This window comes from Chelatococcus sambhunathii (assembly GCF_001418005.1).
GTDB classification, from domain to species: Bacteria; Pseudomonadota; Alphaproteobacteria; order Rhizobiales; family Beijerinckiaceae; genus Chelatococcus_A; species Chelatococcus_A sambhunathii.
In genome coordinates this window covers 63,573-87,745 of the sequence record NZ_LIOL01000007.1, presented here as the reverse complement: position 1 = coordinate 87,745, position 24,173 = coordinate 63,573, and the positions used below count along the sequence as shown (strand labels likewise).

The following is a 24,173-nucleotide window of genomic DNA, read 5'->3' as shown; positions in this document are numbered from 1 at the left end:
ACGATGAGCGATCAAGAAAGAATGGATGTGGCCCCGCGTCCGCCCGACCGGGGCGCTTTCGGCCGGGCGCTTGGCGCGCTCATCCCGGCCGTGCCCTTCCTCTGGCTGACCTTCTTCTTCCTCATTCCCTTCGTTATCGTCTTCAAGATCGCGCTGTCGGAGCCCGCGACCGCGCAGCCGCCCTACCGGCCGGTCTTCGACCTCTCCTTCGGTCTCGAGGGCCTCAGCGAAGCCCTCTCGCAGCTCAGCTTCTACAATTTCTCGCTGCTCTTCGAAGACAGCCTCTATTTCTCGTCCTTCATCTCCTCGCTGCGTATTGCGGCGGTTTCGACTGTCCTGCTGCTCGCCATCGGCTTCCCCATCGCCTATGCCATGGCAAAGGCGCCGGAGCGCTGGCGGCCGACGCTGCTCATGCTCGTCATCCTGCCGTTCTGGACGAGCTTCCTCATCCGTGTCTATGCCTGGATCGGCATCCTGAAGCCCGAAGGGCTGCTCAGCGCGCTTCTCATCAATCTGGGGCTCATCGGCGAGCCGCTGCAGATCATGAACACCGACACGGCGGTCTTCATCGGCATCGTCTATTCCTACCTGCCCTTCATGGTCTTGCCGCTCTACGCGACGCTGGAGAAGTTCGACTACAACCTGCTGGAGGCGGCCGAGGATCTCGGCTGCCCGCCGCTGCGCGCCTTCTGGCGCATCACCGTGCCGCTCGCCATGCCGGGCATTCTCGCCGGCTGCCTCCTGTGCTTCATCCCCGTCGTCGGCGAGTTCGTCATCCCGGACCTCCTCGGGGGCTCCGAGACACTGATGATCGGGCGCACGTTGTGGAGCGAGTTCTTCTCCAACCGCGACTGGCCGCTCGCCTCGGCGGTCGCCGTCGTGCTGCTCGTGCTCCTCGTCGGCCCCATCGTCGCCTATCGCGACATCGAGGCGCGGCGCTGGGAGAAGGCGAAATGAACCGGCGTTTCGGCTTTTTCGACGCGACGGCGCTGACGCTGGGCTTCGCCTTCCTCTACCTGCCCATCCTCATCCTCGTCGTCTATTCGTTCAACGCCTCGCGGCTGGTCACGGTCTGGGGCGGGTTCTCCACGCAGTGGTACATCTCGCTGCTGCAGAACGAGCAACTGCTGCAGGCGGCCTGGATCTCGCTGCGCGTCGCCTTCCTCTCGGCGGCGGCGGCGACGGTGCTCGGCACGCTCGCGGCGCTCGCGCTCGTGCGCTACGGGCGCTATCCGGGCCGCACGCTGTTCACGGGCATGGTCTATGCTCCGCTCGTGATGCCGGAGGTGATCACCGGCCTGTCGCTGCTGCTGCTCTTCGTCGCCGTGGACTTCGACCGTGGCTTCTGGACGGTGGTCCTCGCCCACACGACCTTCACCATGTGCTTCGTCACGGTCGTGGTGCAGGCGCGCCTCGTCGATTTCGATCGCAGCCTCGAGGAGGCGGCGATGGATCTCGGCTGCCCGCCGCTGAAGACCTTCTTCACCATCACGCTGCCGCTCATCGCGCCGTCGGTGCTCGCTGGGTTCCTGCTCGCCTTCACGCTGTCGCTCGACGACCTCGTGATCGCAAGCTTCACGTCGGGGCCGGGCGCCACAACCCTGCCCATGCGCATCTACAGCCAGGTGCGCCTCGGCGTGACGCCCGAGATCAACGCGGTCTGCACCATTCTCGTGGCGCTCGTCACCATCGGCGTGATCATCGCCTCGCTCGCGACGAAGCGCTCGGCCGTCGCGCGCCAGTAGTGCCTACTGCAGCGTGCCGCCTGCCGACGAAAGATCTGCCGGCGGCACCTGCGGTGGCGGAGTGACGAAGAAGGGAGCCGCCGCGCTCGAGCGCTGGATAAGCGCATCGACATCGGGCAGGACGGCAGGGTCGTCCCAGCTGCCGCGGATCTTGAGCGGAAAGCCAGATGGCACGGCCGATGCCGCGGCCTTTGGCGGCGTGACGGTCGCGTCGAGCAGCAGCCGCCGATCGCCGACAAGGACGTGCCCGGTCATGAGGCCCCGCACACCTGGCGTCGTCATCTCCATCGTGCCGACGTCGGCGATGCCGCCGCTGATCGTTACCTGGCCCGTGATGCTCTCGAAGGGCGTGCGCCCGCCGCGCCATTCGAGCGCAGCGGCGAGCGGGCGCACTTCCGCGCGCCGGGCGAGCTCAGGCAGGTTAACGCCAGCGATGGATCCCGCCGAAATGTCGAACTGGCCTTGGCCGCGAAGGCCATGCGCGAGTTCGGCAAAGGAGGCGCCGGAGGCTTCCATCTGGAACTGGGCGGTGCCGCTTCCAGAGAGACGGGTGATGTTGCCGGCGTCGTTGAGGAGGCCGAGCAGGTCCACCTTGTCCGCCTGGCCGGAGAGCCGCACATCGTAGCCGGCGGGCGAGGGCGAGGCCGTGAGGCGCCCCTTGAGGGTGCCGCCGTAAAGGCCGGCCCGTCCCAGCGCGATTTCAAGCCGCCCGTTCCTGATCTGCATGGAGCCTGCGAGACTGTCGATCGGCATGCGCCCGAAATAGGCCTTGTTGATCGACAGCCGCAGGTCGAGGTCCGCCTGATCGAGGCCACGCGTGCCCAGTTGATCGCGGCTCCAGCCGCCGTCGGCGCCGCGCCTCGGCAGGAGGGGGCGCAGGAAACGCTCGAGCTGCAGCTCTTCGGCTGCCAGAGTGCCCGAGACGGCGAGCCGCGCCTGCTCGAAGCGCGCCGTGAGCGCACCGTCGATGCGGCGCCGGTCGATCTCGATGCTCGCCTGCGGCAGTGACAGTCCGCGCGACGACATGGACACCGAGCCGGCGAGCGAGAAGGTCTCGACGAGATGACCGAGCGGCACGATGCCGCCGAACTGGCTGTCGGCCCAGCGCAGGGACCGCGTCGCGACGCGCAGGTCGCCGTTGAGCTGGGGATCTTCGGCCCCGCGCACATCGCCCTTGAAGGCGAGGTCGCCGAACGGGCTCTGCAGCTGGATGGCGAGGGGAGAGGCGCGCCCGTCGACGATCGCGGCCGGTGAGAGGGAATCGAGGCGGATGTCTACCGGTTCGCCATGCCACTGCGTGGTGCCCGCTACGGCGAGCGGTCCGGTGAGCGAGGGCCAGTAGACGACGAGGTTGACCTGGTTGGCGAGCGCGGGGGCCTCGTCCTTTGCGCGCGTCAGCACGAGCCCGTCGATGATGATGAGCCGCCCGACATGCCGGCCGCGGGCCGTGCCGTTCCGCCGGCTCTCGATCTCGCGTCCGGTATGCGCGTTGAGCATGGCCCACAATTCGCGCAGCGTCCCGACACGGCTGAGGTCAAGCCGCGGCTGCACGAGCGTGACCTCGACGAGTTCCATGCGGCCGAGCAGAAGGGGCAGCAGCCGCAGTTCGCCGCGCAGCTGGCGGGCGCGCGCCACTTCCTCGCCTTGCGGCGTCTGCAGGCTGACGTTCTCCAGCTTGACGCGCGGCACGGGCAGGAGCGCGAAGGTGGCCCGCCCTTCGGTGGCGAGCCCGAGACCGGTCGTGCGCCGCATCTCCTCGCCGATGGATTCGGCGAGCGGCTTCGTGGCCAGCGTCCACGGCATCACGGCCATGACGCAGGCCGCAAGGACGGCGGCCGTCACGAGAAAGAGCTTGGACCTTGTCATCGCCACTCGCGTCCGGCATTGGCCCTGGCTCCGGGCCAATGGCGCAACTCAACCATCAGGCAGTCTGATCCGTTTACGCCGATTCAGACGTCTCGCATAGGATTCTCGTCCAGTAGCCCTCCTTTGCTCCCTGATATTGGCGCTTTATGGACATTGCGAGCCGCGCTATCACCGCGGGCGATGATCGAGGGAGGATAGTGACGATGACCCCTGCCGCACCTTTGTGGACCCCTTCGCCCGAGCGCGTGGCGGGAACGACCCTGCGGCGGTTCATGGACTTTCTCGGCGAGCGTGCCGGACGGCGCTTTGCCGATTACGCCGACATCCACGCCTTCTCCATCGCCGAGCGGGAGGCGTTCTGGTCGGCCCTGTGGGACTTCTGCGGCGTGATCGGCGAGAAGGGCGAGCGCATCCTCGTCGACGACCGCATGCCGGGGGCGAAGTTCTTCCCCGATGCGCGCCTCAACTTCGCCGAGAATCTCCTGCGCCGTAACGACGGCAGCGAGGCCATGGTCTTTGCCGGTGAGGACGGCTCTTCCCTGCGCCTCACCTGGGCTGAGCTCAATGCCCTCGTCTCGCGTCTGCAGCAATGGCTTGCCGCCCAGGGCGTCGGCGTCGGCGACCGCGTCGCGGCCATGATGCCGAACCGGCCCGAGACCATCGCCGCCATGCTGGCGACCGCCTCCCTCGGAGCCACCTGGTCCTCCTGCTCGCCGGACTTCGGCGTGCAGGGCGTCATCGACCGCTTCGGGCAGATCGAGCCGAAGGTCTTCATCGCCATCGACGGCTATTTCTACGCCGGCAAGCGCCTCGACCTGACCGACAAGGTGCGCGATGTGGTCGCGCGCCTGCCGAGCCTCGCGGCCGTGCTCGTCGTGCCCTATGTCGGCATCGCCGACGAGGTGGCGGCGAGCGTCGGCGACAAGGCGACGGCGCTGCCGGCGCTCACGGCCGAGTATGCAGCCAAGCCGGTGACCTACGAGCGGCTGCCGTTCAACCACCCGTTGTGCATCCTCTTCTCCTCCGGCACGACGGGCGTGCCCAAGTGCATCGTCCATGGCGCCGGCGGCACCCTGCTGCAGCACCTCAAGGAGCACCGCCTGCAGTGCGACGTCAGGGCCGGCGACCGCTTCTTCTACTTCACCACCTGCGGCTGGATGATGTGGAACTGGCTGGCTTCGGGCCTTGCCAGCGACGCGACGCTCATCCTCTTCGACGGCTCGCCCTTCCATCCCGAACCATCGGTGCTTTTCGACCTCGCCGAAAGGGAACGCATCACGCTTTTCGGGACCTCGGCGAAATATATCGACGCCTGCAAGAAGGCCGGACTCGCGCCCGCCCGCACGCACGATCTTTCCAGTGTCCGGCTCATCACGTCGACTGGCTCGCCGCTCGCGCCCGAGAGCTTCGATTATGTCTACGAGGCCATCAAGCAGGATGTGCATCTGGCCTCGATCTCCGGCGGCACCGACATCGTCTCCTGCTTCGTCGGCGGCAGCCCGATCTCGCCCGTCTACAAGGGCGAGATCCAGGCCGCCGGCCTCGGCATGGCGGTCGAGGTGTGGGACGAGGCGGGCAGGCCGATAAGCTCCGGCAAGGGGGAACTCGTCTGCACCCGCGCCTTTCCCTGCATGCCGGTGATGTTCTGGAACGATCCGGGCGGCAAGAAGTACCACGCCGCCTATTTCGAACGTTTCGACGGCATCTGGTGCCACGGCGACTTCGCCGAATGGACCGAGCACGGCGGCATCATCATCCACGGCCGCTCGGACGCCACGCTCAACCCGGGCGGGGTGCGCATCGGCACGGCCGAGATCTACGCCCAGGTCGAGCGCATTCCCGAAGTCGTGGAGGCGCTCGCCATCGGCCAGGAATGGGACAACGACGTGCGCGTCATCCTCTTCGTCCGGCTGCGGGAGGGCGCGGTGCTCGACGAGGCCCTGCAGGACCGCATCCGCCGCGAGGTGCGCTCGGGTGCGAGCCCGCGCCACGTGCCGGCCCGCATCGTGCAGGTGGCGGACATTCCGCGCACCAAATCCGGCAAGATCACGGAGCTCGCCGTGCGCGACGTGGTGCACGGCCGCGAGGTCAAGAACAAGGAGGCGCTGGCCAATCCCGAGGCCCTCGATCTCTACAGGGATCTGCCCGAGCTCAAGAAGTGATTGCGCCTGTCCGGCTTGCACTGTGCGCGCCGGCGCCGGGGCCTTGGGACGCAACCTTTCCGTCCCGCGCTCATCGCAGGCAACCATGCCTTGGCGTTGCGAAAGGCATGACGGCGTGGATGGCCGGCACAAGCCCGGCCATGACGAAAAGGGACCGTGTCGCCTCCGTGCCGCTCACGGCCGGAACGAGGCCGGCCGGTCGACCTCGGAACTCGAGGCGCGCAGCGAGACGGCGTAGCGCCCACGGCTCATGCGGGCGAGCAGGATCACGGGCACGAGGCCGAAGACGACGATGAGCAGGGCGGCCACCGCGCCGTCCTCGTAGGTGCCGCGCGAGGCCTCGGCATAGAGGTGGGTCGCCAGCGTCTCGAAGTTGAGCGGCCGCAGCAGCAGCGTCGCCGGCAGCTCCTTCATGCAATCGACGAAGACGAGCAGGGCCGCGCCGAGAAGGGCGGGGCGCACCAGCGGCAGGTGCACGCCGAACATGGTGCCGAGCCGGCCCTGTCCCAGCGCCCGCGCCGCATGGTCGAGCGAGTGCGGGACCTTGGAGAGCCCGGCCTCGATGCCGCCATTGGCGATGGCGAGGAAGCGCACGACATAGGCATAGACGAGCGCCACGCCCGAGCCCGAGAGGATGAGGCCCGTCGAAATGCCGAAAAGGCTGCGCATCGCCCCGTCGACCGCATTGTCGAAGGCGGCGAGGGGCGTCAGCAGGCCGATGGCGAGCACCGTGCCGGGAATGGCATAGCCGACGCTGGCGAGCCGTGCCAGGACATTGGCCTCCCGCCGCTGCACGATGCGCGCCGTATAGGCGACGACGAGACCGAGCGCGATGGTGACGGCTGTGGCGACGGCCGCCATCGTCACCGTGTTGATCGTCTCCTCGAGAATGCCGGGGGAGATGCCGGCGAAGGACACGCGCTTGTAGGCCTCGTGGGCGAGGTGCAGCGCCGGCACGCAGAAGCCGAACAGGACGGGCAGGAAGCCGACGGCCAGCGCGCCAAGCCCGCGCGCGCCCGCGAGCCGCTGCGGCACGAGCCGCCGCGCCTGCTGCGCGGCCGCCGCGTAGCGCTGGCGGCGCCGCGCCCAGCGCTCGATGAGGATGAGGGAGATGACGAGCGCCAGCATGACGAGGGCGATCTGCGCCGCGCCCGGCAGGCTGGAGCGGTTGATCCACGTGGCGTAGATCGACACCGTGAGCGTGCGCACGCCGAGGAATTCGGAGGCGCCGATGTCGTTGAGCGCTTCCATCAGCGCAAGGCTGGTGCCGACCACGATGGCGGGACGGGCGAGCGGCAGTGCCACGTGGAAGAAGACGCGCCGGCGCCCGTGGCCGAGTGTGCGCGCCACCTCGACGAGGCTCGCCGCCTGCATCAGGAACATCGCCCGCGTCGACAGGTAGACGTAAGGGTAGAGCACGAGGCTGAGCAGGAGAATGCAGCCCCACATCGACCTGACGTCGGGAAACGGCAGGTCGCGCGGGTTGCCGATCGCGAACAGCGCCCGGATGGCCGTCTGCACCGGGCCGATCGGGTGCAGCACGTCGAGATACGTATAGGCGACGATGTAGGTCGGGATGGCGAGGGGCAGCAGCAGCGCCCAGTCGAGCACCGATCGTCCCGGGAAGTCGTAGGCCGTCACCAGCCAGGCCGTTCCCGTGCCGAGGACGATGACGAGCGCGCCGACACCGAAGAGAAGGATCGCCGTGTCGCGGATCGCCTGCGGCAGCACCGTGTCGACGAGATGCGGCCAGAGATCCCCGGAGCCCTGCGCCGCGAACCAGGCGAGCGCCGCGATGGGCGCGACAACGCCGAGCGCGATCACGCCCGCAGCGGCGAGCCAGCCGGAGAGCGGAGGCAGGGTGAGGCGCCGTGGTGCTCCGGCGCGTCCCTCGCCGGCGGCGGCAATGGTCATCGGCCGGCTGTCCCGTTGCGCCGTTCCGACGGGAGACCGGCCTCCGCCGGCATGGAACGGAAACGAACAATCCCGGAGCGCTCAAGGAGCGCACCGGGACGGGGAAGCGTCCGCTTGGGGCTGGTCATCGAAACCTCGTGCGGAAGGCAGGCGAAGGAGCTTCGCCTGCCTCGCTGCCGCTCAGTTGTCGAAGCCGACCTTGTCGGCGAGCTCGCTCGCCGCCTTGCGGTGCTCGGCGATGTCGGTCAGCAGGGCCGGATCGACCTTCAGCTCGCCGAAGCTCGCGATGATCGGGTCGGCCTTCACGCCGGCCTTCACCGGATATTCGAAGTTCGCCTTCGCGTAGAGCTCCTGCCCCTCGTCCGACACGAGGAACTCGAGCAGCTTGACGGCCTCGTCCTTATTCGGCGCGTTCTTGGCGATGGCCGCGCCGGAGACGTTCACATGCGTGCCGCCATTGGCGAAGGTCGGCAGCACGACCTTGATGGCCTCGCCCCACTTCTCCTGGTCGGGACCGCCCTTGCCGGAGCGCATCAGACCGACATAGTAGGAATTGCCGATGCCGATGTCGCAGATGCCGCCGAGGATGTCGCGCGCCACCTCACGGTCACCGCCGCCGGCCTTGCGGGCGAGATTGGCCTTGACGCCCTTCAGCCACGCTTCAGCCTTCTCGGCGCCGTCCTTGGCGATGACGGTGGCAAAGAGGGCGGTGTTGTAGGGATGCTGGCCCGAGCGGATGCAGACCTTGCCCTTCCACTTGGGATCGGCCAGTTCTTCATAAGTGAAGGCATCGATGTTGGTGCGCTCCTTCGAGGCGTAGAGCACGCGGGCCCGCAGCGTCAGGGCGAACCAGTTGCCGTCCTTGTCGCGCAGGTTGGCGGGAATCGCCTCCTCAAGCACCTTCGACTGGACCGGCTGGGTGACGTTGCGGTCGACGAGATCGATGAGGTTGCCGAAATCGACGACCATCAACACGTCGGCTGGCGAGTTCTGGCCCTCGGCGGCTACACGCTCGCCGAGCCCGTCCTTGACGAAGACGGTGTTGACCTTGACGCCAGTCTTCTCGGTGAAGGCATCGAGCAGCGGCTTGATGAGGCCGGGCTCGCGCGTCGTGTAGAGGTTGACTTCCTGGGCGAGCACCGCGCCAGCGCCCATCCCAGCAGCAAGGAAAGAAGCGGCGCCGATGAGCGTGCGAGCATAGCGTTGCATGATTGTAGCCTCCCTCGGTCCGGGACGGGGCCCCAGCCTCGATCGCAACTTGCGTATGAGCAGAGGCGTATGCCGCCACGGGCACGGCGCGTCAACAAAATAACCAATCAAATCAATAATTTATAATCTCTCTAAAGAGCGACCGGTCAGAAATCGACTCCCGCCGGCCGCTCCTCGATGCCCTGCGGCATCGGTTGCGCTTGCGTTCCTCGCGGCGCCGGCGCGATCATGCTTACCGGCCGGCGTGGCCGTGCAATGGCATGCCGCGGTGGCGTCGCAAGGCTGGGGGAGACGATCATGGCAATGCCCGATGGCTTCAAGCGCATCACGCTGCACCTGGCGCGCTCGCGGGAGTTCCCACAGGGGTCGGCCCGACATGGCTATGAGATCGTTGCCCCGCTCGATGCGGAGAACCATCTCGATGTGGATGTATGGCGCAAGCACAGGGAGGCCTGTCGGGTGCGCCGCTTCTGGGCCGGCGAGCGGACGGAGCTCGGTCATCTCGTTCATCGCGCCGGCGGCATGGGCGGCTCGACCTGGGTGTTCGATTATGACGCCGCTGCGGGCGACGATGACGAGGCCGGTTTCCGTCTCGGCGACCATGTCTGGGTGCCGGGCGAATATGTCTCGATCCGTGATGATGAAGGCGAGATGCACACGTTCCGCGTCGTGACCGTCGAGGATGTCGGTTGAGGGCCGGAACGGGCGCGCCCTTCAGCCGTGGCCCGCAGTATTCGGCTTGCCGCCCGCAGGTACGGCTTCATGGGCGCCGTGGTACGGGCCCGGCGCAACTATCCACCGTAACGTCCCCTCTTCCACTGCATCTCGGCCATGAGGGTGGTTGACCGTGGCCAAAACGCACTCTATATGCAGCCCACCTACGGCGGTGACCGCAATCGACCGGCACGGTTCTGTCGTGATCGGAATGGTTTAGGCAAATCAACGCCCTGTTGGGGGATAGTTTAACGGTAGAACAGCGGACTCTGACTCCGTTAGTCGTGGTTCGAATCCACGTCCCCCAGCCATCTGAAATTCAAGAACAATTCGTCCTGATGAGGAACGGCCGGCAGGGCCGTCCCGACGTTTTTGCAGGCGTCGTCGTCTGGCACGCCACGGGGACGCCTTGTGACCAACGAGGTCACGCTGCGCGGGCCGCGTGCTTCAGAGCAGGCCGCCGCGCAGCCAGTTGATGACCAGCGCAAGCAAGACGGCGAGCAGCATCACGGCAAGGATGATGAGGCAGCCGCTCGGTCGCATCTCGCGAACGTCGTCCGGCGGCTCCTGTTCCGGCCCGTTGGCCATGGCCATCTCCCAACTGCGAGAATGCGCGTCACACGTCCGCAGGTGCGCCGCGGTTGCGGATTATGCACGGTACGGGCCGAATGCCGACGGCAAAGCCGCCATCGCGCACGTCATCAACGGTCCGCTGACGAGGCCGATTTGTGTTCGAGTGACCCGACATGTGATAACTCCCCGTCAGTTGTGTGCGTCGGAGCGGGCATGGTCGGAACGTCAACCGAGGAAGTCGAGCGACTTGCGCAGCGGCTCATGCAGGAAAGCGCCTCGGCCACGCGCCTGTCGTCACGCGAACGCATGGTGACCGCCGCCAAGATGCTCCGGGCGCTCGCCCGGGAACGGGACCAACTCGTGCAGGCGAGTGCCGCGCCAAGGCCCGTCCGGCGCATGCGGATGCTTCTCGAAGGGTTGCTGCGCGGTCGTTGAGGCCGCAAAGGGCGCCAGCGAGTGTCCGACGCCAGGCACGTGTCTCGAAGCCGACGGCAGCGAAGCGGCGTCGTTTTTGGCGCGCCCGGGCCGTCATCGCGGCCGGCGTTGCTGCCGCCAGCCTCGCCGCAAAAAAGTCCGAATTGCGGCAAGACTGCCCACAAATTGGCGATATTCCAAAGTTGTCATGGCCAAGAGACGCTGCCCGATTCGAGGGAGGGGCTGATGGCATGCGTATTCACCGGGGGCTGACGGTCGTCATTACACTGCTTGCGGCGATCGCTGTCGCGATGCAGGTTGATCTGTCGGGCCTGCTGGCTGCGATGGAGCGCGGCTTCGGACGCGAGACGATCTTCGCTTTCTTCTGTATATTATTGAATTTCTACCTGTCCTTCGTGCGCTTTCGCTATTCCTTCAGGGCGCTCGGCATCGGGGTGCCGGGAGGCCAGGCAGCGCGTGCCTTCGTGCTCGGCCATCTCGGCAACCAACTCATCTTCAGCGTCGTTGGCCAGGCGGTCGGACGCTCTGCGGTTCTCGCCGGGGCCGGCGTCTCTCCTTCGGCGATCACCTTCCTCAGCTTTCTCGAGCGCATGATCGCGCTCGGCTCTCTCCTCCTCTTCGCGCTGGCCGGGGGCGCCTATACCCTCGGCCGCATCGTGTTCGACGTTGAAGGGGGCGGGGGGTACCTTGCCTATTTCGTTCTTTCGCTGATCGCCGTCGTGCTGTTGTACGGCCTCGCCAACCGGCGCCAGCTCAGGCGGCTCCTCGCCCAGCTGTCGGGGCAATTGGCTTGGCCAGTGCTCGCAGGCTGCTTCCTTCTCTCCGTGGTTGCCCATTGCGCCATGCTGGGTGCCTTCTATGCGCAGTTCTCGGCCTATGGCGAGCCCGTGCCGACTGTTGCGGCGCTTGCCGCCCTGTCGGTGGTCATGTTCCTTGCCGCATTGCCCATCAGCTTTGCGGGCTGGGGCATCCGTGAACTGAGCGCGGCGCATGTGCTCGGCGTGCTTGGCGTGCCTGCGGCGGTTGGCGCCGCGGTCGGGGTCGCCATCGGGCTCCTTTCGCTCGTTCTCGTCATCGGCTGCCTGATCGCCGTGCCGTTCATGACGATCCGGCCGAAACCGGTGACGGCCAGCGCGCCGGCGCCACAGATCGTGGCCAGCCGCAACGACATCGATCGGCTCTTCGCTGCGCTTGCCGCTTTCCTGCTGCCCGTGGCCGTGGTGTTCCAGCTCAGGGTGCCGATGCCGAGCCACTGGCTGAACGTGAACCTCGCCGATCTCCTTGCCGTGTCGGCCTCTGCGGTGCTGGCGCTGACCTGGGGCTGGACGCGCCCGCTCATAAGCCCGGCCCGCTGGGTCGTGCCACCGCTCGCGCTTCTCTCCGCCGCCATCGGCCTGTCGCTCACGATCGGCTATGTCAACCACGGCTTCCTGTCGTGGGCCTTCGTCAATCGCACCATGGGCTGGTTCGTCATCCTGTCCTATTTCGGCGTCGGCTTCCTGCTGTGGGCGCACAGCGGCCGGGCGCGTCTCTTGCGCGCCGTCCATCTGGCCGTGAGCGCGGTCAGCATCGTCGCCGCACTTCAGATCGTGCTCTATCTCGCCGGCAGCTATACGGCACTCGTGCCGGCCGGCATCAATCTGGTGCGGCTCGAAGGCTATCTGGCGGACAGCAATGCCTTCGCCTTCCAGTGCGTCATCGCCTTCATCGCCTTCTTCTGTCTCAGGGCCATGGCCGCCGTCAGCGGGCACAGGATGGGCATTCACCTCGCACCCGCCGTTCTCGTTGCGGCCGTCGTGCTTGCCCAGTCGCGCACCGGCTGGGTCCTGATGGGCACCGCGGTCGTTCTCACCGCCTTCTGGATGCCGGCGGTGCGCCGGGAACTGGCCCTGTCGATCGTGACAGGGCTCGCTTTCATCGCGGCCATCCCTCTCGTCGAGATGATCGTCACGGCGGCCATGTCGCTGCTTGCGTCGACGGGCGGCGTAAGCGGTGCGGGCGGCGGGGGCGGCGACGCGGGAGGCGCGCTCGTGCAGACCTTCGCACAGGGCATGCAGCGCGGCTACGCCGACAGCGAGCGCTGGGAGACCGTCTGGCGCGGGCTCGAGCTGTGGCGGGAGGCGCCGGTCTTCGGCCATGGGCTCGGCGGCTTCATCCACGACCGTCTCGTGCAGGGCAAGTCGAGCCAGGTCATCCACAACGTTCCCGTCTGGGTGCTGGCGGAGATGGGGCTCGTCGGCTTCGTGATGTTCGCCGCGGCCCTGCTGCTCTTCGTCCGCGGCCTCGTCCTCCAGCGCACGGCGCCCGGCGCGGCGCTGCCCGTCAATGCGGCGCTCATCTGCCTCGCCGCCTTCTGCCTCGGCGGCCTGACGCAGGATTTTTTCTACCAGCGCCTGTTCTGGTTCGTGCTCGGGCTGATGGTGCCGCTGGCCTGCAGCGCTCCCCGCCAGCCGGCGGTCGGCGTTCCTGCTCCGAGGCCGACCTGACCGACCCTTTGCGGGATCAGGCCGGCCTGCGCGCTTGGCACAGGCTGCCCCTCTATGTAGTCTGATTGCGAATGGATCGCGCAGGCGGCCGCATGGCATGCAGCGCTTGACCGGGAAATTCCGACCGTGACGGTCATCGACGACCTCGGCGCCTTTGAAGGCGCATCGCCGGTTCCGCCCTTCGAGACGCGCCAGACGCGAGGGGCGGAGGCGCTGCGCGAAGGCACCGACTCGCATGGGCGGCCGCATCGGCGCGGGCCGCGCCGCCGTTTGCGCAACCGGGACGGCCGCGGGCCGGCCTATGCGGCGCTCGATCTCGGCACCAACAACTGCCGCCTCCTCGTGGCGGAACCGACGCGCGGCGGCTTTCGCGTGATCGATGCCTTCTCGCGCATCGTGCGCCTGGGGGAGGGGCTCGGCACGGCCAATGTCCTCGGCGAGCCGGCCATCGGCCGCGCCATCGAGGCGCTGAAGATCTGCCGGGCCAAGATGGAGGCGCGTGGCGTCACCCGCGCACGTCTCATCGCGACGGAAGCCTGCCGCTCAGCCAGCAACGGGCCTGCCTTCGTCACCCGTGTCGCCCGCGAAACAGGGCTGACCCTCGAGGTCGTCGACCGGCGGACCGAGGCCTTCCTCGCCGTGCGCGGCTGCGCCAGCCTGCTCGATCCGCAGGCGGACGGTGCCATCGTCTTCGACATTGGCGGCGGCTCGACTGAGATTGTCTGGGTATCGGGCTTTGCCGGCGGCCTCGACGAGGATCCCGGCAGCCACGTGCAAGCGTGGGAATCATTGCCGACCGGCGTCGTCACCCTGGCGGAGCGGCACGGCGGCATCGACGTGACGCGCGACATCTTCGAGGCCATGGTGGACGAGGTCTCCGGGTTGCTCGCCGGTTTCGCGGAGCGGGCGCACGGGGCGAGCCGCGGGCGCCACTTCCATCTGCTCGGCACCTCCGGCACGGTCACAACGATCGCCGGCGTCCACCTCGACCTGCCGCGTTACGACCGGCGCCGCGTCGACGGCCTGTGGATGGCCAATGTCGATGCTACCCGTGTCATCGAGCGGCTCATCGCCGCCGAATACGGCGAGCGCGCCGCCAATCCCTGCATCGGCCGCGAACGGGCCGACCTCGTGCTCGCCGGCTGCGCCATTCTCGAGGCCATCCGCCGCGCCTTCCCTTGCGAGCGGCTGCGAATCGCCGACAGAGGTTTGCGGGAAGGCATCCTCATGGGCCTGATGGGCGAGGATGGCGTCTGGCAGAAGGGTGCGGCACGGTGAGTGATGCGGGTTCCGGCGGCAAGTCCGGGCGCAAGGCAGGGGGCGCAAAGGCGGGCGGCGCGAAGGCCGGCGGCGGGCGCGAGGGCCCGCATGGCCTGAAGGTGCGCGTCAAGACGGCCGGCAAGCGCTCCGTCGCCTCCACACGCTGGCTGGAGCGCCAGCTCAACGACCCTTACGTCGCCCGCGCCAAGCGCGAGGGCTACCGCTCGCGCGCCGCCTACAAGCTCATCGAGATCGACGACAAGTACAAGCTCTTCAAGCCCGGCCAGCGCGTGGTCGACCTCGGGGCGGCTCCCGGCGGCTGGTCGCAGGTTGCGGCGCGCAAGGTGGGCGTCGAGGCCGGGCGCGGGCGCGTCGTCGGCATCGACCTGCTCGACATCGAGCCCATCCCGGGCGTCGTCTTCGAGCAGCTTGACTTCCTGAGTCCTGAAGCGCCGGAGCGGCTCGTCGCCATGCTCGGCGGGCCGGCCGACGTCGTCATGTCCGACATGGCTGCCAACGCCACCGGCCACAAGAAGACCGACCACCTCAAGATCATGGGCCTCGCCGAGACGGCGATCGACTTCGCCCGCCAGGTGCTGGCGCCGGGCGGGATCTTCCTCGCCAAGGTGCTGCAGGGCGGCACGGAGAGTTCCCTCCTTGCGGACCTGAAGCGCGACTTCGCCACCGTCCGCCATGTGAAGCCCGCTGCGAGCCGCGCCGATTCTGCCGAGCTCTACGTGCTCGCGACCGGCTTCAGGCGACGCGCGAAGGATGAACCGCAAGATTCTGAAGAGACTCGCTGATCGGCGCTGGTTGAATCAGTTTCTGAACAGCCTGAATCGATCGCTCAGGAAGTTGAATCGGTTTTTGAGGTGCGGCCCGATCTGCAATCGCGCGCGCGGCAAGCCGGCGCGAAGGGCCACATGGCCGGATCCTTTGTCGCGGGCGATAATCCGCGCTCCTCGACCGCTACGCCATCCTGGAACGTGACCGGCCTTGATGACCGTGACGTTCCGGCCGAGCTTATCGGGCGAATGGCGTTGCGGACGGCTGCACCCGCGGTTGCCGGTCGCGCGGTGATCGCGAGAACTTGTGCGCTGCCGTGGCCATCACAGACCCGTCGACGATTGCGTCCGGCACCGCATTGGTGTCTGACGGAGACGGCACGCAGGGGAGTGATGAATTGTGACAGGCGAAGTCGCGATCAGGCTCGGCGCCTTTGTCGCCGTCTTTGCGGCCATGGCGCTGTGGGAGGTGCTGGCGCCGCGCCGGCACGATCTCGCCGACCGGCCGGTGCGCTGGACGAACAACCTCGGCATCCTGCTCGTTGACGCGCTCGTCGTGCGCCTCGTCGCGCCAGCCTCAGCGGTCGGCATCGCGCTCGCCGTGGAGGCGAAGGGCTGGGGGCTGCTGCCGCTTCTCGGCGCGCCCTATTGGCTCGCCGTCCTCCTGAGCGTCGTGATTCTCGATCTCGTCATCTACGCGCAACATGTTGTCTTTCATCATGTTCCGCTGCTCTGGCGCCTGCACCGCATGCACCATGCCGATACGGTGATCGACGTGTCGTCGGGCGGGCGCTTCCATCCCGGCGAGATCCTCCTGTCGCTCGCCATCAAGGGTGTGGCCATCCTCGTCCTCGGCGCGCCGGCGGCGGCCGTGCTCGCCTTCGAGGTGCTGCTCAATGCCACCTCCATGTTCAACCACGCCAACATCCGCATCCCGCCGAGGCTCGAGCCGATGCTGCGCTGGCTCGTGGTGACGCCGGACATGCACCGGGTGCACCATTCCATCCTGCGCCGCGAGACGGATAGCAACTTCGGCTTCAACCTGCCGTGGTGGGATAGGCTGTTCGGCACCTATCGCGCCGAGCCGGAAAAGGGGCACGAGGCCATGACGCTCGGGCTCGATGAGTTCCGCGACCCGCGCGAGCGCTGGCTCGATCGCCTCGTCACCCAGCCCCTGCGCAACGGGGACCAGGGTTGAGCGCAGCGTCCTTGCTCCTGCCGGTTCCAGCCCTTATCCGGGCTGCAGCTTCGACGGGAGGGCGCTCATGAACCTGCTTTTCGACCTCGACGGCACCATCACCGACCCCAAGCCCGGTATCACAGGTGCCGTACGCTATGCGCTCGCGGCGCTCGGCAAGCCCGCGCCGGCCGAGGACGATCTCGCCTGGGTCATCGGCCCGCCGCTGCGCGACACGTTCCGGACCTTGCTCGGCGAGGCGCTGGTCGAGCCGGCGATCGGCCTTTACCGCGAGCAATACGGCGCGACCGGCTACAAGGACGCACTCGTCATCCCCGGCATGCCGGAGACGCTCGACAGGCTCGCCACGGACGGCTACCGCCTCTTCGTCGCCACCTCCAAACCGCACTTCTACGCGCGGCGCGTGCTCGCCCACTTCGGCCTCGACAGCCGCTTCATCACCATCCACGGCGCGGAGCTCGACGGTACGCACGATAACAAGGGCGAACTCATCAGCTACATTCTCGCGACCGAAGGGCTCACCGCGGCCGAGACGCTGATGATCGGCGACCGCGAGCACGACGTGCTCGGCGCCGCCCGCAATGGCGTGCCCTGCATCGGTGTCGCCTGGGGCTACGGCAGCCATGCCGAGCTGACCGAGGCGGGCGCGCGCCACATCTGCGCGGCGCCCGGCGAGCTGCCGGACGCCATCGCCGGTCTCTTCGCGCCGGCCTGAGGCCTCAGCGGCCCGGCATGTTGTCCTGCACCGCCTCGGCCGTGATCTGCCGCGAGGTGCGCGCGTGCCCGGAAACCTCGGCCCCCGCATCGGGCGCGAGGCGCAGCCAGTAGGCGAGCGAGGTGAGGGAGACGAGCGTGACAATGAGGAAGGCCGGCGCGAAATCGCCGGCCGTCAGGCCGTCGGTGCCGCGCACGTAGCCGGTCGCCTCCAGCGCCAGCGCCCCGATGGCGACGCCCATGGAGAGCGAGATCTGCTGCGACACGCTGGCGAAGCTCGTGGCGAGGCTCATGTCGCGGCTCGTCACGTCCGCATAGCCGACGGCATTGATGCTGGTGAACTGCAGCGAGCGGAAGAACCCGCCGATGAGCAGCACCGTGATGATGACGACGTGCGGCGTCTCGGGCGTGAAGAGGCCCGTTGCCGCGAGGAAGGCGCAGGCGATCACGCAATTGACGACGAGCGTGCGGCGGAAGCCGAACATGCGCAGGATGCGGGCGGCGAGCGTCTTCATGAACATGGCGCCGGCCGCCGCGGCGAAGGTCAGGAGGCCCGACTGCAAGGCGTTGAGCCCGAACCCGAGCTGCAGCATCAGCGGCAGCAGAAAGGGCACGGCGCCAACGCCGATGCGGAACAGCGACCCGCCGACGACACCGGCCCGGAAGGTCGGAATGCGCAGGAGCGCGAGATCGAGCACCGGATGCGCCGCGCGCCTGGCGTGACGCCAGTAGAAGAAGAGCATGACCGCGCCGGCGATGACGAGCAGCACCGACACCTCCTCCGAGACGAGATGCCGCCCGCCGGTGGCGAAGCCCATCATGAGCGCCGAGAGCCCGATGGCGGTCATGGCGAAGCCGGCGAGATCGAGCGGCGGCACGTCCTCCTCGCGCACGTTCTCGATGAAGACGCTGGCGAGGACGATGCCGACGAGGCCGATGGGGATGTTGATGAAGAAGATCCAGCGCCAGTCGAAGAAGGTGGAGATGAAGCCGCCGAGCGGCGGGCCGACGACCGGGCCGATCATCGCCGGAATGGTGAGATAGGCGAGGGCCTGCACCATCTCGGCCTTCGGCACCGTACGCAGGATGACGAGGCGGCCGACCGGCACCATCATCGCCCCGCCCATGCCCTGGACGAAGCGGGCGAAGACGAACCATGCGAGCGAATTGGCGAGCGCGCAGAGCAGCGAGCCAGCCATGAAGATGAGGATGGCGGCGCGGAAGATGGTGCGCGCGCCGAAGCGGTCGGCCATCCAGCCGCTGACGGGAATGAAGACGGCGAGGCTGACGAGATAGGAGGTGAGGGCCAGCTTGAGCGCGATGGGATCGACGGCGAGGTCGCGGGCGATCACGGGCAGGCTCGTCGCCAGCACCGTCGAGTCCATGTTCTCCATGAACAGGGCGCAGGCGACGATCAGCGGGACGAGGACGTTGCGTGACACGGCAGGACCCATCGGGCGGGAGCAGCAGACCAACGGCCCGTTGCGGTGGGTGGTTCCTCTTAGCACAGCCCCCCAGCGCCGGTACCGCGACCACCGGGCAGGTCGCCGGCGACCTATGCAACCGCTGCAGGCAAGCGATCGCTCGCCGCGGTGCGGGCAAGCGGTAGAGCAGACGGCACACTTTTCACGCGGCACCGCAACATGCCACTCGACGCGCCGGCCACAGGCGTGTTACAGGCCGCTGCCAACTCAACGACGCAGCCCGAGCCCGATGAGTCCCGCAGCGGGCTGCCGAAACGGCCATGAAAGGGTTGGCGATGCCGGTCATCCGCGACGGTTCCTTCCGCGAAGCGCTCACCTTCGACGACGTCCTGCTGCAGCCGGGTCATTCGGATGTCCTGCCCAGCCAGGTCGCTGTCGGCACGCGGCTGACGCGCTCCATTTCCCTCAACCTGCCGATCCTCGCCTCGGCGATGGACACGGTGACCGAGGCGCGCATGGCTATCGCCATGGCGCAGAACGGCGGCATGGGCGTCATCCACCGCAACCTCACGCCCGAGCAGCAGGCGGACGAGGTGCGCCTCGTCAAGAAGTTCGAATCCGGCATGGTGGTGAACCCGGTCACCATCCACCCCGAGGCGACGCTCGCCGAGGCGCTGGCGCTGATGAAGAACCACGGCATCTCCGGCATTCCGGTGGTCGAGCGCGGGCCGGGCGGCCACAACGGCAAGCTCGTCGGCATCCTCACCAACCGCGACGTGCGCTTTGCCGACAATCCGAACCAGAAGGTCTCGGAGCTGATGACCAAGGACCGTCTCATCACGGTCCGCGAGGGCGTGAGCCAGGACGAGGCGCGGCGCCTGCTGCACCAGTTCCGCATCGAGAAGCTGCTCGTCGTCGACGATCACTACCGCTGCATCGGCCTCATCACCGTCAAGGATATGGAGAAGCAGGTCACCTATCCGAATGCCGCCAAGGACGACCAGGGCCGCCTGCGTGTCGCCGCCGCCACGACGACCGGCGAGGAAGGCTTCCTGCGCGCCGAGATGCTCATCGACGCCGGCGTCGATGTCGTCGTCGTCGACACCGCGCACGGCCATTCGCAGAAGGTGCTGGACGCCGTCACCCGCGTGAAGAAGCTCTCCAACGCCGTGCAGGTGGTAGCCGGCAATGTCGCGACCGCGGACGGCACCCGGGCGCTGATCGACGCCGGCGCCGACGCCATCAAGGTCGGCATCGGCCCGGGGTCCATCTGCACCACGCGCATCGTGGCCGGCGTCGGCGTGCCCCAGCTCACCGCCATCATGGACGCGGCGAGCGTCGCCGCGGCGCAGAACGTTCCGATCATCGCCGACGGCGGCATCAAGGCCTCGGGCGACCTCGCCAAGGCGCTCGCCGCCGGGGCCGAATGCGTCATGGTGGGCTCGCTCCTCGCCGGCACGGACGAGACGCCGGGCGAGGTCTTCCTCTGGCAGGGCCGCTCCTACAAGGCCTACCGCGGCATGGGCTCGGTCGGCGCCATGGCGCGCGGCTCGGCCGACCGCTACTTCCAGCAGGACATCAAGGACACGCTGAAGCTGGTGCCCGAGGGCGTCGAGGGGCAGGTGGCCTACAAGGGCCCGGTCTCAAGCGTGCTGCACCAGCTCTCCGGCGGCCTTCGGGCGGCAATGGGCTATGTCGGCGCGAAGGACCTTGCCGAGTTCCGCGAGAAGGCGACCTTCGTGCGCATCACCGGCGCGGGCCTGCGCGAGAGCCACGTGCACGACGTCACCATCACGCGCGAGAGCCCCAACTACTCGACGCGCGGCTGAGCGGCGGGGGGCAGGGCCGTGCAGGACGATCCGCGTCGCCATATCGCCGCCGTCGGCGGGCTCGAGGTGCTCTTCGTCATGGCGACGGAGCAGGAATATGGCGTGCACCTCAGGGAGAAGATCGACCCGCTCGTCACCGGCGTCGGCCCGGTCGAGGCCGGCGTCGCCGTGGCGGCGGCGCTCGCCTCGCTCGCGCACCACGGGCTGCTGCCCGACCTCGTCTTCACTCTCGGCTCGGCCGGTTCGCGCACGCTCGACCATGCCGGCGTCTACCAGGTGGCGAGCGTCTCCTATCGCGACATGGACGTGTCCCCCCTCGGCTTCGAGAAGGGGCGCACGCCCTTCGTGGACGAGCCGGCGGTCATCCCCATCCCCCACCGCATCCCCGGCATTCCCGCGGCCAGCGTTTCCACCGGCGGCAACATCGTCTCGGGCGCCGGCTATGACGCCATCGCGGCCGATATGGTCGAGATGGAGACCTTCGCCGTACTGCGCGCCGCGCGGCGCTTCGGCCTGCCCATCGTTGGCCTGCGCGGCATCAGCGATGGCCGCTCCGAACTGACGAAATTCGAGGACTGGACGGAGTACCTCCATATCATCGACGAGCGCCTCGCCGCCGCGCTCGACATTTTCGCCGAGGCCGTGCGGGCCGGCACCTTCACGCTCGACAAGAAAGCGTCATGACGCCTGCCGCCCGTATCGCCGCCGCCATCGAGGTGCTCGCCGACATCGAGGCGCGCCGCCGCCCGGCCCCCGACGCGCTGAAGGACTGGGGCCTCGCCCGCCGCTTCGCCGGCTCGAAGGACAGGGCGGCCGTGGCGAGTCTCGTCTACGATGCCCTGCGCTGCCGCGCCTCCGCCGCCTTCCTCATGGGCGCCGACACGCCCCGTGCTGTCGTCATCGGCATGCTTGCCCGCCTGCGCAATCTCGATGCCGCGGCCATCGCCGGCCTGTTCTCCGGCGAGCGTCACGCGCCCGCGCCGCTGACGCAGGGGGAGGCGGCACGCCTTGTGGCCCCGCCCTCGCTCGCCGATGCGCCGGCGCATGTCGCCGGCGATTTCCCCGAATGGCTCGCGCCCTCTTTCGCCGCTGCCTTCGGCGAGGTCGCCGTCGATGAGATGCAGGCCATGGTGGCGCGTGCGCCGCTCGACATCCGCGTCAACACGCTCAAGGTGACGCGAGAAGCCCTCGCCGGCGAACTCGAACACTTCAGTCCGCTGCGAACGCCCCATTCCATCGACGGCCTGCGCTTCACAGTGGGCGAGGACGGCCGTGGTCCTTCGCTGCAGAGCGAGCCGAGCTTTCTCGACGGCCAGTTCGAGATCCAGGACGAGGGCTCGCAGCTCGCCGCGCGCCTCACCCTGGCGCAGCCCGGCGAGCGCGTCGTCGACCTCTGCGCCGGTGCCGGCGGCAAGACGCTGGCCCTTGCGGCCCTGATGCGGAACGGCGGCGCGCTGTTCGCGACCGATGTCGACACCCGCCGCCTCGTGCCGCTGCACGGGCGCGTCGCCCGCAGCGGCGCGAGCCATGTGGAGGTGCGCTCGCCCAAGGGACGTTACGACCCGGCGCGGCCCGACCCGCTTGCCGACCTTGCCGGCAGCATCGACTGCGTCGTCGTCGACGCTCCCTGCACCGGCACGGGCACATGGCGGCGCAACCCGGACGCCAAGTGGCGCCTCAGGCCCGGCGCGCTCGCCGAGCGCGTGAAGGACCAGGCTGTCGTCCTCGATCGCGCGGCCCGGCTCGTCCGCCCGGGCGGGCGCATTGCCTACATCACCTGTTCGCTGCTGCCGGAGGAGAACGACGGCGCCGTCACCGCCTTCATGGGCCGGCACGATGGCTTCGCCGTCGCCCCGGTTGCCGACGTTCTCGCCGCCGCCGGCCTGCCGTCGCTGCCGCATCGCGAAACGCCTGCCGGCGGCATCCTGCTGACGCCGCGCGTGACCGGGACGGACGGCTTCTTCGTTACCGTGCTGCGGCGGTCGTGACCCTCCTGCGGGACTGCCCCGCCGCACGCGCATGTGTTATTCCCGGCCGCGCCCGTTGCGCCCGGCCCCCTGATCCATTAACGCCATGTCCATGACGGCTCCTCACGACACCTCCTCCGCCCCGACCGCCGATCACGACAAGATCCTGATCATCGATTTCGGCAGTCAGGTCACGCAGCTCATCGCGCGCCGCGTGCGCGAAATCGGCGTCTACTGCGAGATCGCGCCTTTCCAGTCCGCAGCGGAGGCCTTCGCTCGCATGCGGCCGAAGGGCGTCATCTTCTCCGGCGGGCCGGCTTCCGTGCCGGACGAAGGCTCGCCCCGGGCGCCTCAGGAGGTTTTCTCGGCGGGCATTCCGCTCCTCGGCATCTGCTACGGCCAGCAGACGATGGCGCACCAGCTCGGCGGGCGCGTCGAGGGCGGCCATGCCGCCGAGTTCGGCCGCGCCGACGTCGAGATCGTCGCTCCCTCGGCGCTGTTCGAGGGCATCTGGGACAAGGGCGGCCGCTATCCTGTGTGGATGAGCCACGGCGACCGGGTCACCGAGCTGCCGGCCGGCTTCTCCGTCAAGGCGACGTCCGAGAACGCGCCCTTCGCGGTCGCGTCGGACGAGGCGCGGCGTTTCTATTCGACGATGTTCCACCCCGAGGTGGTGCATACGCCCGACGGCGGCAGGCTGCTGCGCAACTTCGTCGTCGACATCTGCGGCTGCACGCCCGACTGGACGATGGCCGCCTATCGGGCCGAGGCGATCGCGAAGATCCGCGCCCAGGTGGGCTCCGGCCGGGTCATCTGCGGCCTCTCCGGCGGTGTCGATTCCGCCGTCGCGGCGGTGCTGATCCACGAGGCGATCGGCGACCAGCTGACCTGCGTCTTCGTCGACCACGGCCTCCTGCGCCTCGGCGAGGCCGAGCGGGTGGTGACCCTCTTCCGCGACAGCTACAACATCCCGCTCGTGCATGTGGAGGCCGAGGAGCTCTTCCTGAAGGAGCTCGAGGGCGTCACCGACCCGGAGGTCAAGCGCAAGACCATCGGCCGCCTGTTCATCGATGTCTTCGAGGCCGAGGCCAAGAAGATCGGCGGGGCCGACTTCCTCGCCCAGGGCACGCTCTATCCCGACGTCATCGAGAGCGTTTCCTTCACCGGCGGCCCGTCGGTGACCATCAAGAGCCACCACAACGTCGGCGGCCTGCCCGAGCGCATGAACATGAAGCTCGTGGAGCCGCTGCGCGAATTGTTCAAGGACGAGGTGAGGGCGCTCGGCCGCGAGCTCGGCCTGCCCGAAGGCTTCGTCGGCCGCCACCCCTTCCCGGGGCCGGGCCTCGCCATCCGCTGCCCCGGCGAGATCACGCGTGAGAAGCTCGAGATCCTGCGCCAGGCCGACGCCGTCTACCTCGAGGAGATCCGCCGTGCCGGCCTCTACGACGCCATCTGGCAGGCCTTCGCCGTGCTCCTGCCGGTGCGCACCGTGGGCGTGATGGGCGACTACCGCACCTACGACTATGTCTGCGCCCTGCGCGCCGTCACCTCCGTCGACGGCATGACGGCCGACTTCTACCCCTTCGACATGGCCTTCCTCGGCCGCGTCGCCACCCGCATCATCAACGAGGTCCGCGGCATCAACCGCGTCACCTACGACGTGACCTCGAAGCCGCCGGGAACGATCGAGTGGGAATGATTCAGGCCCATCCGAACGCCGCCGATTTTACGCCAGAATTCGACATAAGCCACTGATTCAAAATAATTTTTACGATGGTGCCTATCGATGCCTATCGGTGGGCATAGATCGCATGTACCGTCACGGCTGACGGCCCTTGCCCATATTGATCCCTGCTGATTTTGAAAGTACCGTCACGGGAAATGAGGCTCGT

Annotated in this window: 19 protein-coding genes and 1 tRNA gene; 15 read left to right on the top strand and 5 right to left on the bottom strand. The window is 68.1% G+C overall.

Annotated features, from left to right (window positions below; all coding sequences use genetic code 11):
- Nucleotides 1–3: 3 nt before the first annotated feature.
- Together ASC46_RS14385 and ASC46_RS14380 are read left to right on the top strand one after the other, a co-directional pair.
- On the top strand, nt 4–957 hold the full coding sequence (locus ASC46_RS14385; RefSeq protein ID WP_425349148.1) for an ABC transporter permease: 954 nt from the start codon (nt 4–6) through the stop codon (nt 955–957).
- Nucleotides 954–1,745, top strand: coding sequence for an ABC transporter permease (locus ASC46_RS14380; RefSeq protein ID WP_055459993.1), 792 nt, complete (start codon nt 954–956; stop codon nt 1,743–1,745). Before ASC46_RS14385 ends, ASC46_RS14380 begins: the two co-directional genes overlap by 4 nt.
- Before the next feature lie 3 nt (nt 1,746–1,748).
- Here the strand turns inward: ASC46_RS14380 and ASC46_RS14375 are convergent, their stop codons facing one another.
- Nucleotides 1,749–3,611, bottom strand: a complete 1,863-nt coding sequence (locus ASC46_RS14375) for an AsmA family protein (protein WP_055459992.1) — start codon at nt 3,609–3,611, stop codon at nt 1,749–1,751.
- Nucleotides 3,612–3,814: 203 nt separating this feature from the next.
- Here ASC46_RS14375 and ASC46_RS14370 point away from each other — a divergent pair, with 203 nt between their 5' ends.
- The gene (locus ASC46_RS14370) at nt 3,815–5,773 is read left to right on the top strand and encodes an acetoacetate--CoA ligase (protein ID WP_055459991.1); all 1,959 of its coding nucleotides are present in this window, start codon (nt 3,815–3,817) and stop codon (nt 5,771–5,773) included.
- 174 nt (nt 5,774–5,947) lie between these two features.
- Here ASC46_RS14370 and ASC46_RS14365 read toward each other — a convergent pair whose 3' ends face one another.
- Entirely contained in the window at nt 5,948–7,687 is a 1,740-nt protein-coding gene (locus ASC46_RS14365) for an ABC transporter permease (RefSeq protein WP_055459990.1), read from the bottom strand.
- A gap of 180 nt (nt 7,688–7,867) precedes the next feature.
- Nucleotides 7,868–8,842, bottom strand: coding sequence for a Fe(3+) ABC transporter substrate-binding protein (locus ASC46_RS14360; protein WP_425349152.1), 975 nt, complete (start codon nt 8,840–8,842; stop codon nt 7,868–7,870).
- A gap of 357 nt (nt 8,843–9,199) precedes the next feature.
- Between ASC46_RS14360 and ASC46_RS14355 the strand changes: the two genes are divergently transcribed.
- Together ASC46_RS14355 and ASC46_RS14350 are read left to right on the top strand one after the other, a co-directional pair.
- Nucleotides 9,200–9,589 carry a hypothetical protein gene (locus tag ASC46_RS14355; RefSeq protein ID WP_082464847.1) on the top strand — a complete coding sequence of 130 codons (390 nt, stop codon included), beginning with the start codon at nt 9,200–9,202 and terminating at the stop codon, nt 9,587–9,589.
- Between the two features lie 258 nt (nt 9,590–9,847).
- A tRNA-Gln gene (locus tag ASC46_RS14350) sits at nt 9,848–9,921 on the top strand.
- A 136-nt stretch (nt 9,922–10,057) separates the two neighbouring features.
- Here ASC46_RS14350 and ASC46_RS21300 read toward each other — a convergent pair.
- Nucleotides 10,058–10,198 carry a hypothetical protein gene (locus ASC46_RS21300; RefSeq protein WP_157672342.1) on the bottom strand — a complete coding sequence of 47 codons (141 nt, stop codon included), beginning with the start codon at nt 10,196–10,198 and terminating at the stop codon, nt 10,058–10,060.
- 198 nt (nt 10,199–10,396) lie between these two features.
- Between ASC46_RS21300 and ASC46_RS14345 the strand changes: the two genes are divergently transcribed.
- From ASC46_RS14345 to ASC46_RS14320, 6 genes are all read left to right on the top strand, one after another.
- Nucleotides 10,397–10,618 carry a hypothetical protein gene (locus tag ASC46_RS14345; protein ID WP_055459987.1) on the top strand — a complete coding sequence of 74 codons (222 nt, stop codon included), beginning with the start codon at nt 10,397–10,399 and terminating at the stop codon, nt 10,616–10,618.
- 230 nt (nt 10,619–10,848) lie between these two features.
- Nucleotides 10,849–13,104 (top strand): lysylphosphatidylglycerol synthase transmembrane domain-containing protein, encoded by a 2,256-nt coding sequence (locus tag ASC46_RS14340; RefSeq protein ID WP_055459986.1) that lies wholly within the window; start codon nt 10,849–10,851, stop codon nt 13,102–13,104.
- Nucleotides 13,105–13,239: 135 nt separating this feature from the next.
- Nucleotides 13,240–14,382, top strand: a complete 1,143-nt coding sequence (locus tag ASC46_RS14335) for a Ppx/GppA phosphatase family protein (protein WP_425349151.1) — start codon at nt 13,240–13,242, stop codon at nt 14,380–14,382.
- Entirely contained in the window at nt 14,379–15,167 is a 789-nt protein-coding gene (locus ASC46_RS14330) for an RlmE family RNA methyltransferase (protein WP_425349147.1), read from the top strand. The genes ASC46_RS14335 and ASC46_RS14330 overlap by 4 nt, the downstream gene beginning before the upstream one ends.
- A 382-nt stretch (nt 15,168–15,549) precedes the next feature.
- Nucleotides 15,550–16,347 (top strand): sterol desaturase family protein, encoded by a 798-nt coding sequence (locus ASC46_RS14325; protein ID WP_245280558.1) that lies wholly within the window; start codon nt 15,550–15,552, stop codon nt 16,345–16,347.
- Between the two features lie 67 nt (nt 16,348–16,414).
- Nucleotides 16,415–17,062: an HAD-IA family hydrolase gene (locus ASC46_RS14320; RefSeq protein ID WP_055459984.1), complete on the top strand. Its 648-nt coding sequence runs from the start codon at nt 16,415–16,417 to the stop codon at nt 17,060–17,062.
- Between the two features lie 4 nt (nt 17,063–17,066).
- Here the strand turns inward: ASC46_RS14320 and ASC46_RS14315 are convergent, their stop codons facing one another.
- Nucleotides 17,067–18,515 carry a DHA2 family efflux MFS transporter permease subunit gene (locus tag ASC46_RS14315; RefSeq protein WP_055459983.1) on the bottom strand — a complete coding sequence of 483 codons (1,449 nt, stop codon included), beginning with the start codon at nt 18,513–18,515 and terminating at the stop codon, nt 17,067–17,069.
- A 305-nt stretch (nt 18,516–18,820) separates the two neighbouring features.
- Here ASC46_RS14315 and guaB point away from each other — a divergent pair, with 305 nt between their 5' ends.
- The 4 genes from guaB (at nt 18,821) to guaA (ending at nt 23,980) form a co-directional block, all read left to right on the top strand.
- Nucleotides 18,821–20,314: an IMP dehydrogenase gene (gene guaB / locus ASC46_RS14310; protein ID WP_055459982.1), complete on the top strand. Its 1,494-nt coding sequence runs from the start codon at nt 18,821–18,823 to the stop codon at nt 20,312–20,314.
- Between the two features lie 18 nt (nt 20,315–20,332).
- Nucleotides 20,333–20,998 (top strand): 5'-methylthioadenosine/S-adenosylhomocysteine nucleosidase, encoded by a 666-nt coding sequence (locus tag ASC46_RS14305; RefSeq protein WP_071923655.1) that lies wholly within the window; start codon nt 20,333–20,335, stop codon nt 20,996–20,998.
- Nucleotides 20,995–22,302, top strand: coding sequence for an RsmB/NOP family class I SAM-dependent RNA methyltransferase (locus ASC46_RS14300; protein ID WP_055459981.1), 1,308 nt, complete (start codon nt 20,995–20,997; stop codon nt 22,300–22,302). The genes ASC46_RS14305 and ASC46_RS14300 overlap by 4 nt, the downstream gene beginning before the upstream one ends.
- Nucleotides 22,303–22,393: 91 nt before the next feature.
- Nucleotides 22,394–23,980: a glutamine-hydrolyzing GMP synthase gene (guaA, locus tag ASC46_RS14295; RefSeq protein WP_055460085.1), complete on the top strand. Its 1,587-nt coding sequence runs from the start codon at nt 22,394–22,396 to the stop codon at nt 23,978–23,980.
- The last annotated feature ends 193 nt before the right edge of the window (nt 23,981–24,173 follow it).

Coding starts and splice junctions, on each gene's coding strand:
- ASC46_RS14385 (WP_425349148.1), top strand. CDS start 4: ATGAGCGATCAAGAAAGAATGGATGTGGCCCCGCGTCCGCCCGACCGG.
- ASC46_RS14380 (WP_055459993.1), top strand. CDS start 954: ATGAACCGGCGTTTCGGCTTTTTCGACGCGACGGCGCTGACGCTGGGC.
- ASC46_RS14375 (WP_055459992.1), bottom strand. CDS start 3,611: ATGACAAGGTCCAAGCTCTTTCTCGTGACGGCCGCCGTCCTTGCGGCC.
- ASC46_RS14370 (WP_055459991.1), top strand. CDS start 3,815: ATGACCCCTGCCGCACCTTTGTGGACCCCTTCGCCCGAGCGCGTGGCG.
- ASC46_RS14365 (WP_055459990.1), bottom strand. CDS start 7,687: ATGACCATTGCCGCCGCCGGCGAGGGACGCGCCGGAGCACCACGGCGC.
- ASC46_RS14360 (WP_425349152.1), bottom strand. CDS start 8,842: ATGGGCGCTGGCGCGGTGCTCGCCCAGGAAGTCAACCTCTACACGACG.
- ASC46_RS14355 (WP_082464847.1), top strand. CDS start 9,200: ATGCCCGATGGCTTCAAGCGCATCACGCTGCACCTGGCGCGCTCGCGG.
- ASC46_RS21300 (WP_157672342.1), bottom strand. CDS start 10,198: ATGGCCAACGGGCCGGAACAGGAGCCGCCGGACGACGTTCGCGAGATG.
- ASC46_RS14345 (WP_055459987.1), top strand. CDS start 10,397: ATGGTCGGAACGTCAACCGAGGAAGTCGAGCGACTTGCGCAGCGGCTC.
- ASC46_RS14340 (WP_055459986.1), top strand. CDS start 10,849: ATGCGTATTCACCGGGGGCTGACGGTCGTCATTACACTGCTTGCGGCG.
- ASC46_RS14320 (WP_055459984.1), top strand. CDS start 16,415: ATGAACCTGCTTTTCGACCTCGACGGCACCATCACCGACCCCAAGCCC.
- ASC46_RS14315 (WP_055459983.1), bottom strand. CDS start 18,515: ATGGGTCCTGCCGTGTCACGCAACGTCCTCGTCCCGCTGATCGTCGCC.
- guaB (WP_055459982.1), top strand. CDS start 18,821: ATGCCGGTCATCCGCGACGGTTCCTTCCGCGAAGCGCTCACCTTCGAC.
- ASC46_RS14300 (WP_055459981.1), top strand. CDS start 20,995: ATGACGCCTGCCGCCCGTATCGCCGCCGCCATCGAGGTGCTCGCCGAC.
- guaA (WP_055460085.1), top strand. CDS start 22,394: ATGACGGCTCCTCACGACACCTCCTCCGCCCCGACCGCCGATCACGAC.